9 protein-coding genes and 1 pseudogene are annotated in these 12099 nt (G+C 58.9%); 6 read left to right on the plus strand and 4 right to left on the minus strand.

The features are described from left to right. Window positions 1-34: 34 nt before the first annotated feature. The 3 genes and pseudogenes from J2J98_RS17065 to J2J98_RS17075 all read right to left on the minus strand — a co-directional run bounded on the left by J2J98_RS17065 (window position 35) and on the right by J2J98_RS17075 (window position 3358). Window positions 35-1279, minus strand: a complete 1245-nt coding sequence (locus J2J98_RS17065; protein ID WP_138396495.1) for a glycosyltransferase family 4 protein — start codon at window positions 1277-1279, stop codon at window positions 35-37. Further along, window positions 1276-2621 (minus strand): annotated as a pseudogene (locus J2J98_RS17070) (glycosyltransferase family 4 protein). Before J2J98_RS17070 ends, J2J98_RS17065 begins: the two are co-directional and overlap by 4 nt. Next, window positions 2621-3358 (minus strand): Crp/Fnr family transcriptional regulator, encoded by a 738-nt coding sequence (locus tag J2J98_RS17075; protein WP_064706051.1) that lies wholly within the window; start codon window positions 3356-3358, stop codon window positions 2621-2623. Before J2J98_RS17075 ends, J2J98_RS17070 begins: the two are co-directional and overlap by 1 nt. 458 nt (window positions 3359-3816) lie before the next feature. Between J2J98_RS17075 and J2J98_RS17080 the strand changes: the two genes are divergently transcribed. From J2J98_RS17080 to J2J98_RS17100, 5 genes are all read left to right on the plus strand, one after another. Next, a complete protein-coding gene (locus tag J2J98_RS17080; RefSeq protein WP_138396497.1) occupies window positions 3817-4527 on the plus strand; it encodes a sugar transferase in 711 nt (236 codons plus the stop codon). Between the two features lie 118 nt (window positions 4528-4645). Then, window positions 4646-6394, plus strand: coding sequence for a polysaccharide biosynthesis tyrosine autokinase (locus tag J2J98_RS17085; protein ID WP_207601669.1), 1749 nt, complete (start codon window positions 4646-4648; stop codon window positions 6392-6394). Further along, on the plus strand, window positions 6391-7413 hold the full coding sequence (locus J2J98_RS17090; protein ID WP_207601670.1) for a glycosyltransferase family 2 protein: 1023 nt from the start codon (window positions 6391-6393) through the stop codon (window positions 7411-7413). The genes J2J98_RS17085 and J2J98_RS17090 overlap by 4 nt, the downstream gene beginning before the upstream one ends. 4 nt (window positions 7414-7417) lie before the next feature. Beyond that, window positions 7418-8794: a polysaccharide biosynthesis/export family protein gene (locus J2J98_RS17095; protein WP_207601671.1), complete on the plus strand. Its 1377-nt coding sequence runs from the start codon at window positions 7418-7420 to the stop codon at window positions 8792-8794. A 122-nt stretch (window positions 8795-8916) separates the two neighbouring features. After that, window positions 8917-10383: a hypothetical protein gene (locus J2J98_RS17100; protein WP_207601672.1), complete on the plus strand. Its 1467-nt coding sequence runs from the start codon at window positions 8917-8919 to the stop codon at window positions 10381-10383. Window positions 10384-10571: 188 nt separating this feature from the next. Here the strand turns inward: J2J98_RS17100 and J2J98_RS17105 are convergent, their stop codons facing one another. Continuing rightward, the gene (locus tag J2J98_RS17105; protein ID WP_064706056.1) at window positions 10572-10871 is read right to left on the minus strand and encodes a hypothetical protein; all 300 of its coding nucleotides are present in this window, start codon (window positions 10869-10871) and stop codon (window positions 10572-10574) included. A 308-nt stretch (window positions 10872-11179) separates the two neighbouring features. Here J2J98_RS17105 and J2J98_RS17110 point away from each other — a divergent pair, with 308 nt between their 5' ends. Next, entirely contained in the window at window positions 11180-12091 is a 912-nt protein-coding gene (locus J2J98_RS17110; protein WP_207601673.1) for a glycosyltransferase family 8 protein, read from the plus strand. Window positions 12092-12099 lie beyond the last annotated feature (8 nt).

Below are 12099 nucleotides of genomic sequence, written 5' to 3' on the forward strand. Positions count from 1 at the left end.
CGCGGCAGCAAGACAGGCAGCTCCAGTTTTTGTTTTAGACCGGTCGTCTATTGAAGCCATCGACTGATCGATCGGCATGGGTGGAGAGCTGTTGCTCGACGAGTCCGGCCATCCGGTCGCGAAAGACGGCGGAGGAAAACTTCAGCGAATGCGCGCGGATCGCATGCGGATCGATATCGTCCTCCACCTCTTCGAAAGCCGCCATGGTTTCCAGCAGGGCTTCGGTGGTTTGCTCAGCGAAGCGAAAACCGACCTGCGGCGAAGAAACGGTTTCCCTGGCGCCGCCGGCGTCGAAAGCGAGGACCGGCCGCCCTGATGCCATGGCTTCTACCGGCAGGATGCCGAAATCTTCCGTGCCTGGAAACAGCAGGGCGCGGCATCGCGAGAGGTGGTCCCGCAGAACATTGAACGGCTGGTGGCCGAGGAATTGCACGGTCGGTCCAGCGATCGATTTCAGATAGGGCAATTGTTCTCCCTCTCCGATTACGACAAGCTTACGCCCGGCCTCGGTGCAGGCGCGAACGGCGATATCCGGCCGCTTGTAGGCCGTCAGCTGGCCGGCATAGAGATAGAATTCGCCTTTCCCCTTCCCAACCGAAAAATCGTCGGTGGCAACCGGCGGGTGGATGACGATGGAGTCCCGATCGTAGAAGCGGCGAATGCGGTTTGCCACATAATCGGAATTGGCGACGAATACGTCGACACGGGAAGACGTCGTCACATCCCAGGCACGCAGCATCGGCGCGGTGATCGACATTAGAGCACGCCCCACCCATGGCAGGCCATGGCGATAGACGTGAAACTGATCCCAGATGTAGCGCATCGGCGAATGGCAGTAACAGACATGGAGAGCGTCGGCGCGGGTAATGATGCCCTTTGCAGGCCCGGATTCGCTCGACAAAACGAGATCGTAGTCCTGTAGATCGAATTGCTCGAGCGCGAAGGGCATCAGCGGCAGCATTTTGGTGTAATGCCGCTGCGCGCCGGGTATCTTCTGCAGAAAGGACGTACGGATGTTCCGCGTTTTTAGAAAATCGCTGATGCGATCCCGATTGCAGACGAGGGTGAAGATGTCGGCCTGCGGAAACATGCGGCACAATTCTTCAACGACCTTTTCGCCGCCGCGCATTGAGACGAGCCAGTAATGCACGATCGCGACGCGCAGTTGCCTGGTTTCCTTGACGCTTCCCGCCTCGGCCGCGCGTCTTTTCGCCATCACGGGCGCATCGCCGAGAAATGCCCTTGCGTCGGAAAGAGAGGTTGTTGCTTTAAAGGTCAACGGAATACTCCTTGTGTCGCCACACCGTCTGTCAGCTCGGAACCGCATTCGTCGAAAGCAGGCTGCAATATTCGGCAAGGAGCGCGTCGCGCCATTCCTCATGCGTCGAGGCGAGATCAGGCGACATCAGGAAGGCCCGCTCGCTCATGGCGCGGATCTCGTGCCTCGGCATTTGGCTCAATCGCGTCAATGTGTCGGCAAAGGCGGTTTCATCAGCCGTGTCGCACGCAAACGCCATGCCGGCCTGCTCCATTTCTTCGGCAAGAAAGGCGCTGCGCGACATGATGACGGGCAGGCCGCTCATGGCTGCTTCGATCGCCACGAGGCCGAATGGCTCGGGATAACGCGAGGGCATCAATAGGGCGCGCGCATTGCGGATGGTGGTGCCGATCTCCGCATGCGACTGCCAGCCGACGGCCCTGACGTGATCGCCGGACGCCGCGACCAAGGGCATCAGCGGGCCGTCCCCGATCACGCAGAGCCTGGCGCCGGCTCTGCGTGTGGCGGCCACGGCGTCCTCCACGCCCTTTTCCTCGTCGAGCCGTCCGATGAAGACGAACTCATCATTCGCCTCCGCCTCAATGCGTTGTGTCGACAAAGGGGCAACGGGATTGCGGATCGTCGTCAGTCGATCGGGCCGATAGCCGGCGCCTACGAGAAAGCCGGCCATCTTCTCATGCAGCAGGATTATCCGGCCGAAATCCGCTTCAGCCCTGAGTAGCCGGAGGACATTCGAGCCGCGGGCGACTCGCCACAATTTGTGCGAATAACTTCTCTTGTCGCAGGCCGTCGCAATGCAGCCCGCACCGAGGGGACGCCGAAGGCAGATCTCTTGCGCCTGGTAATCGAAAAAGGCGCCGTTGGGACAGGCGGAGAAAAAGTCATGCGCGTGGACCACGCATCGTCCCGCGACCGGAGCCAGTGCCCTGAAAAGCGCGGGAGAAAGGATCTGATGCCAACCATGCACGTGATAGACGGTATTCGCTGTATCCTTTGCGGCAATCCAGTTCGCGACCATACGGGCGGCCGCACCATTGTGAATCCCGGTCACGAAGGCCTTCGCACGCTCGGCGCTAAGCAGGTCGCGGCTGTTCAATCCGATCATGGTGACCCCGAGAGCAGCAAGCTCCGCATTGGCGGCATCATCCCCACAAATGTAGGTCACGGGAAGATTCAGGCCGCGGAAAAGCTTGGCCGACAGCACCGCGAGCCCCGTCGCCCCGCCCCTCGCTACAGAATAGTCGTCGATGACGACTACGCGATCGATCCTCTTCGAACCGTGGCCGGGAAAGCGGCTGACGATGGAGGCGGGTCGCAGGGCGTGGGGAAGCGGCAAGTGCATCACTTCACCGAAAAGGCGCCATTCGCACAGGCCTCGAGCGCCTTGCGGTTAAGAATTCGGATCTTACCCTGCCCTCCGTCGATAATCTTGAATTCCCGCAGACGCCGCAGGCACTGATTGACCTTCTCGCGGGACGCCGGCAGCGTTGCGGCCAGATCATTTTGCGAGATAATCAGCTCGTTGCCGCTGTTTGCGGCATCCTTTCCGTAAACCGCCGCGAGTCGCAGCAGCGTGCTCGCCAGTCTTGCCTGCAGGCTCGACGCCGCATTGGCGATAATCCTGTGTTCAAGCTCCGAAATACGCGCCAGGGCCCTCGAGAACACTTTTTCGCGGAAACACGGATCGCTGGCATACATGTCGCGCAGCAGCCGGCCCTCGAAAAAATGCAGCTCGCAATTGGAAGCGGCACGGTACTCGAGGTTCATTGTCTGCCGGCGCAAGACTTCAAGCTCGCCGATCAGGCCTGATTTCGGGATAATTTCAACGATGAATTCCCTGCCGTCGGGCAGCATCGTACTTGCACTGACCAACCCCGAATGCACGCGAGCGAACATATCGACGAGGACGCCGGCCCCGGCAATGATCTCACCACGACGGAAACGCCGTACGCTCGAGCGGCAGGAAAGAAATTCATCATCGATGACGATACGACTGTTGAGGTGAATGCCGCCGTTAGCCGAGATCGCGGCCTTGCTGATGCCGACCCTGCGATCTGAGGCGTGCGTGATCCCGTCCATGCAATTTCACTCCTAGTACTAGAATGCTGCACCGCGTCATTTATATTGGATTAATACGTTAGTCAAATAACATCAGCGCATGATAACAGAAAATTCAAGTTTACTTCGGTGTCGCATTAAAAACTAACTCGTCTAGTAAAATCAAACTCTCTAATATATCTTGGAATTCCTCGCAGTAGCTCCGATATGTGCTTATATAAAAGACTTAATGAATGAGAAATCATCATAATTAGAGATGAAAACATCAAAATTACGATGGATTCTGCTCAAGATGATCATTCGAAGCAGCTTATATATCCGCTTAAAAGAATTGATGACGCATTGCTATATCTGGAAATCTCTAGCCATCTTCGTAGCATAAAGAATTAATTAACGATTATGACCTTGGTAACAGACAATCTGGGTGCGGCGCAGCAAGCTTTGAACGGTTCTTGACGTCCAATGTTTTGGAGACCGCGATGACATGGGAAGCACATAGTTTTGAGGCTTGGTCTCGCATCGGACGGGCCGCTAAGGGCGGCTTGCGCGACTCCTTGCGCGACTCCAGGCCTCGTGCAGCCGGCCGGTCGTCAAAGCGTGCGATAGATTTTCTTGTTGCGTTCATCGCGCTGATCCTGCTCTCTCCGCTTCTTCTGATCGTCGCGATGATCGTCAAACTCTCCGACGGCGGCCCTGTCTTCTATTCCCATACGCGCATTGGCTTCGGCGGAGCGCCGTTCGGATGCCTCAAATTTCGGACGATGAAGACCGATGCGAGTGCTCAGCTCGCGGAATTGCTGCAAAACAACCCGGCGGCCCGCAGCGAATGGGAAATGACCCGTAAGTTGAAGAACGATCCGAGGATCACCGCCGTCGGCGATATCCTCAGGCGCTCGAGCATCGACGAGCTTCCCCAGCTGATCAACATCTTGCGTGGCGAAATGAGCCTCGTCGGACCCCGCCCGGTCACAGCCGAAGAACTGCCACGCTACGGCGAACACGTATGGGCCTATATGGCGGTTCGCCCGGGGCTGACCGGCCAATGGCAGACGAGTGGGCGCAACGATGTCAGTTACGAGTACCGGGTTTCTCTCGACGTCCATTACCTCAACAACTGGTCGCTCGTCCGAGACTTCGTCATCATCGCCAAGACCATTCCTGCGCTGTTTTCGCAGCGCGGGTCGTACTGAGCGTTCAATGGGGAGACCGCCGACCGTGTTCGAGATCGGAAGATGCGCTTCTCCACCGTCCCCTCCAAGCTGCCATTAACTGGCTATTCATTGATTTCCCATTCCGGATTAGGACGACATGACCTCCAGCACGATCTTCAGTGGTGTCTCTCCCATATCCCTGGCTCCAGAAGCTACAGGCGGCGGCAATTCGCCGCTGACCCTGCGGGATATGCTCTTCTTTTTGAGAATGCGCTGGCATTGGATCGTCGCGACGACCATCGCTTTCCTGGCGATCGCCGGAACCTATTTGCTGACCGCCGAACCGACTTACGTTGCCAGCACGCAGCTTGTGATCTTTCCCCAGGTGAGCGGCTCTGAAGCGCAGAGGGCTTTCGCGGAAGATGCATTCATCGAAGGACAGTTGGAGATCGCCAGATCGAGCGATGTCGTCGGTGGAACGGTAGCGGCGCTCGATCTCGTTCATGATCCCGAGTTCGTCGACCAGACGCCTTCGCTGCAGGACAGAGCGAAGAATTGGCTGATGGGGCTTTCACCCCAAGTGGATACTCCATCGCAGGACGCGGCAGGCAAGGGAGCGAGCGAAGCGCAACCACAGACGGAGGATGAACGGCTCCACGACTGGGCAACCGCCAAACTGCTGAACATGATGGACATCCGCCGGATCGGAAGCTCGACGATCATCGAGATATCGGCTGCGGCATCGACCCCTCAGAAGGCCGTCGACATTGCTGACACGCTCGCCGGGCAGTATATCCAGAAGAATATCGCGATGAAGGCCAACGCCGCCCGCCAATACAGCGACTGGCTGGCGAAATTCATAGCCGAGCAACAGCGAGGGCTCGCGGAAGCCGCTAGCGCCCTGGCCAGCTTCACGAGCAATCCGCGGGACCAGTTCAAGCTTGCGGAGCTGCAGAGCGCAACGGATGCCCGCCGCACTCTTTATGAAAACACCTTGAACCAGCTGACCGAAGCAAAGCAGCGCATCACGTACCCGATGTCCGATGCCACGATCGTCTCGCGAGCTACGCTGCCTCTTTCGAAGGCGAGACCGCGCAGCACTCTCATCGCCGCCTTTGCGGCCGCGGTCGGCCTTGGGGCCGGTTTCGCACTCGCAATGATAAGACATGCCAGCGACCGCCGGCTCGTCCGCCCGCATCAGATCGCTGAAAGCTGTGGCCTGTCCTTCGTCACCGTGCTGGCGACGTCAAAAAGGACACGCGACGGCCAGCCGGCGCCTTTCTTCGCCGCCGGTACGGACGGCAGTATAGCCATCCCAGGCATGACAGAGCTGAGCGCAACGGTCGTCGCGCTTCGGCGCAAACGCCGGGTCGTCATCGGAGTGGTCGCCGTCAATCGCGGCAACGGAGCATCGACCATCGCAAGCGAACTTGCTGTGCTGTCGTCGGTATCTGGAGCGAAGACGCTCCTGATTGATGCGGCCGCGCAGAATCCATCGCTCAGCAAGACGATCGCACCCCATAGTCTCAGCGGCCTCGTCGACGTTCTCGACAATGGCGAACTGATTGAGACCGCGGCCTTGCCCCTCAGCCCCACGCTGAAATTCCTTCCGCTCGGCCAGGTCGACACCGTGACGCCGGCAATTCGTCTAAGTTCGCGCCGCACGCAATTGAGCTTCGCCGAGCTGAAAAAGGAGTTCGACACCATATTTGTCGACATTTCCGCATTCTCCGCTTCGCCGGATGCCAATGCGATCGCGCCGGAGCTGGACGGCGTTCTCATGGTCGCCTCGCACGGAAGCACTTCGATCGACGACGCCGTCCGTGTCATCCAGACGATGCGCAATGTCGGCGCGGAAATCCTCGGCGCGGTCATCAACCACGCTCCGAAGAGCATGCAGTCATGATCGCGCATTCGGCAAAGACGGACAGGCGGGAAGTCTTGGGCGGACCGTTGCTTGTATCTTGCGACGCGAAAGCAGTGGCGCGGCCTGCGAGCCAGCCATTGCGGATCGCCGTCGGAATTGCTTCGGCGGGCCGCCCTTCGATCCTGCTGGAAACGGTCGACTATCTCGCCGGCCTGCCGGACCAGCCGCAGCGGTTGATCGTCTGCGTACCGGCGATCGACGATGCCGCCGGGCTTGCCGATCGTCTCGACGTGGAAGTTATTGTCGGCAGCCATGGCCTCACCTCGCAGCGCAACAGCATCATCCGGGCGGCCGCGGCCGATACGGATGTTCTGATCTTCCTGGACGACGATTTCATCCCTGCCGCAACCTTCCTGTCGCGAATGACAGCCGTCTTTGCAGCAAAGCCCGACGTCGCGATCGCCACCGGTGAAGTCTTGGCCGACGGCGTCCTTGTTGGAGGGCTCGACATGTCGAAGGCCCTGCAGGTTCTTCACACTGCCGGCGAAAAGTCCGAGCGGGTGACGGATGTCTATAATGCATACGGGTGCAATATGGCGGTTCGCCTCGCCCCCGTTCTCGAACATGCACTGGCGTTTGACGAGCAACTGCCGCTCTATGGCTGGCTTGAGGATGTCGATTTCAGCAGATCCATCGCCCACTACGGCAGATCCGTGCGCGTTGAAGGCGCCTGCGGAGTGCATCTCGGCGTAAGATCCGGGCGACAGCCCGGTCGGAAACTCGGCTATTCGCAGATTGCCAATCCTGTCTACCTGATCCGGAAGGGTACGATGTCGAAAGGTCGTGCGCTGGCGCAGATCGGCCGCAACATTCTGGCGAACGCATCGGGGATATTGTTCAACGACCGCTTGATCGACCGTTGGGGACGTTTGAACGGCAATTTGCTGGCGCTCACCGATCTTCTTGCCGGCCGCGCCGCACCGTCCCGCATTCTCGAATTCGCCAATCCACCGCCCCGCGCAATGGCGTCGCCGCCGACGGCGACGAAACGGAGATAGATCAATGCAGTCAACATTCTTCCCCGATCGCGTCATCTCCGCGGCCCTCGCCCTGGTTTTCTGCTGCCTGACCGGCTGGAGCGTCGCCCACGCGCAAACATTCACCCTCGTGCCGGAAGACAAGGTAAGACTGCGCGTCGTCGAATGGCGATCCGCGGATTCCCGATATGCCAGCTGGGAAGCGCTCGATGGCGTCTACACCATCGACGACACTGGCGACTTGTCGATCCCGATCGCCGGCCATGTACAGGCCGCCGGAAAAACAACCGAAGAACTCGCCGACGCCATCGCCAGCGCTCTCGCTGAAAAGGCGGCACTGCCTGGCAAGCCGTACATCGCCCTGGAGGTTGCGGAGCATGCGCCGATTTTTGTGACCGGGACGGTCCAAACCCCGGGGCGCTATCCTTTTGAATCGAGGATGACTGTCATGAAGGCCGTCAGCATTGCTGGCGGCTTCCTGCGGGAACGCGAGGACAACACTTACTTCGAGCGCGACCGGATCCAGGCAGCCGGCGCCTTTCGAACGGCCGTCCTCAACCGGCGCGATCTTTTGATGCGGCAGGCGCGGCTGCGGGCGGAAATCGCCGGGGAGCAGAGTTTTGAGATTCCTGCCGAACTCGTCGGAACGCCCGAAGTGGACAAGCTGAAGGCACAGGAATTGAACCTGATGCGGCTGCGTCGTGTCGATATCGACAGCCAGATCGAAGCGGCGAACGACCTCACCCGCCTCTATGGTCAGCAGGTCGAGTCGCTCGAGGCGAAGATCAGCTCGCAGAAGCGGCAGATTGACCTCGCCCAAAAGGAACTGGACAACGTCAACAGCCTGGTGAGCAAGGGGTTAGTCAGCAATTCCCGTCAGGTGTCTGTCGACCGCTGGGTTGCGGATGCACAAGGTACCCTGATCGATCTCGAAGTTGCTTTGACCACGGCTCGCCAGGGCCTCAGCGAGGCCAACCGTTCCAAGATCAATATCGTCAACAGGCAGAACAGCGAAAACCAGGACCTGCTGAATCAGGTCAATCTTGCGATCGGCAGGGCCGCGATCGATATCCAGGTGGCTCAACTTCTAGGTGAACAGGCGGGGTACGACGCTCAACTCGCTCAGGTGAACATGGACGCGCCGGGTATTGGCAGAGCGCAGAAGAATTACAGGATTGTGCGGCGTAATAGCGACGGAACCTACAGCAACATCGTGGCCGACGAGCAAACCGCATTGCTGCCGCATGATCTCGTTGAGGTCGGTTTGGACACGAACCTTCGGGCGCCGACTTCGCCGCTGCAGCCCGCACCCCAGACACAGAGCTCGACGCTCCCGTCTTCTGATGTGGCCGGGGATAATCGAGCGGGCCGCGGCTGGATATCCCAGACGGGATCGAATTAGGAGGCGATGATGATCAGCGACGACAGCTGGCGGCTTTCGCCTCGCCTATCATATCGGCTTCTGGATGCCCGCGTTCTGCCAAATCGCTATTCCAGCTGTTTGCCCATGTCAGGATTGGACGCATGTCGATAGAGCCGCTCGGTTTCATCGTTCTCCTGCTTGGCCTGCTCGCCATGGTCAACGGCGCGCGTTTTGCAGTTGCGACCCTATGCCTGTTGACGCTGCTGGGAGCAGCGGCCGCTCTCCAATTGCCTGCACTCGGCGGCAGCAGCATCCAGCCAAGCCATCTTCTGCTCCTGTTTGTCGTCGCCGCCACCCTGGTGCGTCCAGTCCAGACGCAAGCGGCGCTGGCGAGCATTTCTTATCCCGGTCCCGGCTTCTGGTTTGCCGCCTATATCCTGTTTTCGGTAGTATCCTCCTTTTTCCTGCCGCGGATTTTTGCAGGTGCGACCCTCGTCTACTCCTCTGCGAGAGATGCGACCGGCATGATGTCGACTGTCGCCGCTCCCCTGTCACCAGGCTCGTCCAACCTTAGCCAATCTGTCTATCTGCTTGGCGACCTCGCCTGCTTTGCCGTGGTTTCGGGGCTCGCGAGGCTCGGATATCAGCGTTTCATCGCACAGCAGCTGATCGTCGCTTCAATCGCTTGTTTTGCCTTGGCGTTGCTTGATATCGGAACGTTCGTGACCGGCCAGTCGTACCTGCTCGATGTCATCAGAAACGCGAATTACACCATGCATACGGCCGAGACGATCAGCGGTTTCAAACGCATTGTCGGCGCCTTTCCCGAAGCAAGCATATATGGGACGGTCGCACTGGCCTATTTCTCGTTCACTCTTCTGCTCTGGCTAGAGCGTGTTCAAAGCCGCATGGCCGGCATAGCAACGCTTTTCATCGGCCCGACGATCCTGCTCTGCACGTCGACAACCGCCTATATTGCCGGGCTTTTCGTTGTCTGTATGTTCGTGCTCTTCTGCTGCAAACGTATGATCGCAGGATCGGCTAAGACCTCGCACGTTACGTTCCTGGCGATAACCCTCTTCTTGGTCCCCTGCGCCATCGTCGCTCTCAGCCTTGTTCCTGATACGTGGGATTCCATCACCAGCCTCCTTAACACCACCGTATCGGACAAGCTCCAATCGCAATCCGGCGAAGAGCGCACCGCGTGGAACACGCTGGCATTGATTGCATTCGTCGATACCGCGACCTTCGGCGCCGGACTTGGAACGGTTCGAGCATCGAGTTTCGTCGCCGCTTTGCTGTCCAACGTCGGATTGACCGGCACGCTTCTCTTCGTCGCCTTCCTGTACAGCCTTGTCAGAGCCTCCAGCCGGCAGGCCTCGGGAGATCGGGAGACGCACGCGATAGGAAATGCCGCCATCATGGCATCGATCTCACAGATCGCCTCTGCGGCGATTTCAGGAAGCGGCACCGATCTCGGCCTGCTGTTCAGCACCACGGCGGGTTTGGCCGCCGGTTGCCTCGCCACTCCCTATGTGTCGCAGCATCGGGTGGCCCGGCCCGGTGCAAATCGGCTTCCCCCGGAGACATCGGCATCTCTCAGGAGAGCGCCGGTGTTTGCAGCGTAATGAGCTCAGTCGCGAACTTCATTCGAAGCCAAGGGCGGCACGCCGTTGCGGTCATGCAGCTGCCCAGTTGGGTTGGCCGGCAATCGCCAGCGTCGCAAAAGTTTGGAAATGCTGGTGCGAAAAAGTCGGCGGAACGCGGTTCCGCAAGCGCCTCCCGGGAAGGACGGGCGGCCGATCCTGTTTCGGCGTCAGCCCTGCCGGCGCTCGCTGGTGGCTGCGACACTATCGGCGGCGGAACTGTTTTGTCGCAGTCTGGCGCTACGCCGCGCAAAACCCGACAGGAACACGCCTGCCAGATAGCCTATCTCCATGAGCACGAGGAAAGCGATACCCGAAGCGAACGCGCCGATCAGCGAAGACCCGTCGGCGAAAGCCACGCTGCCGAAGCCGATTGCTACAAGGATTGCGAAAATCGCAAAGGCCCAGGCGCGGATCGCAGCGCCGGCGGCTGTCGATACCACTGCAGCCACCAAGGTCATGATCAGCATGACGATCCTCCTTCCCTCTGCACCTCGACAAGGTCCCCGGCGCCAATCGTCCTGCCGCGGTTCAATATGTCGAAACACAGCCCTGTCACAGGCACGGCATTCTTCATGATGAGCATCTCAACAATGGAACACACAAAAACCGCCGACGGCCGGATGCTGTTTCAACAAACAAGCGGCCGGGCGTTCCACAATATATACAGCACAGGACCGTCCTACGACAGGTCTGCCGGGCCAATCAAAAACTATTCGCTCAGGCCTGAAAACAGCAGCAATTCACTCGGATTGAAGACAACCCGAAGGGTGATGACATGAACAATCAGTGCATTGCCTATGTCACGGATGTCGAATATTCATTTCCAACTATCCTTTCCGCGCTTCAGGCTCGCAAATTCGCAAGCCCCGCAACCGATGTTTGCGTGCTCATGTCTGAACGTCTCGATAATTTCGATGAGTTGAGAGCCCTGCTCGCCGCGAGTGGAGTCGAATTGGCCGATGCGACCGACGCGCTGCAAGACTCGCTCGGCAAGCTCGACAGTTCGCATTTTCAGGGGCGCATCAGCGTCAGCACCATGGCCAAGCTGGTCCTGTGCGAGATCCTGCCCGCCCATTACAGCCAGATCATCTATCTCGATGGCGATACCCAGATCGTCAGCGATCTCGGCAAGCTCGAAAACGCCACCGTGCCTGAGGGGCGGTTTTTCGCGGCTCGCGATTACACGGCAATTCAGGACTTCCTCAACACTGGAAAGGACAACCACTATTTCAATGCAGGTGTGCTGAAATTCCATCGCAACGGCTGGATCGGTCAGGAGGCGCTTGCGCTTTTTGCCAAAAATCCCGAGGCTTGCGAGGGCAAACACGACCAGGGTGCATTGAACTATGTCTGCGGGTCGTCGCTCATCCTCGTGTCCAACCGTTGGAACTTTCCCAAGCAGTTTCTGCATCTGGTGAACATGTCGTCACTGGCGATCGTCCACTATATGGCGCATCCTAAGCCATGGCATGGAACCTTTTTTCCATGGACTGATCGGGAAAGCCAAGTCTACGTCGATCTGCGCAACGCGCATCCGATTTACAGCGCCCTCTATCGCGGAATAAGCCTCGATCGGAAGATGCTCTATAAATATCGGTCGATGCGGGCACGCCTCGAACACGCAATCGAGAGGAATGGGCCTCACCCACGGGTCCAGAGCCTGCTGGTTGGGGATTATGCCGTATGATGACCCGT

It is taken from the genome of Rhizobium bangladeshense, from assembly GCF_017357245.1.
GTDB lineage: Bacteria > Pseudomonadota > Alphaproteobacteria > Rhizobiales > Rhizobiaceae > Rhizobium > Rhizobium bangladeshense.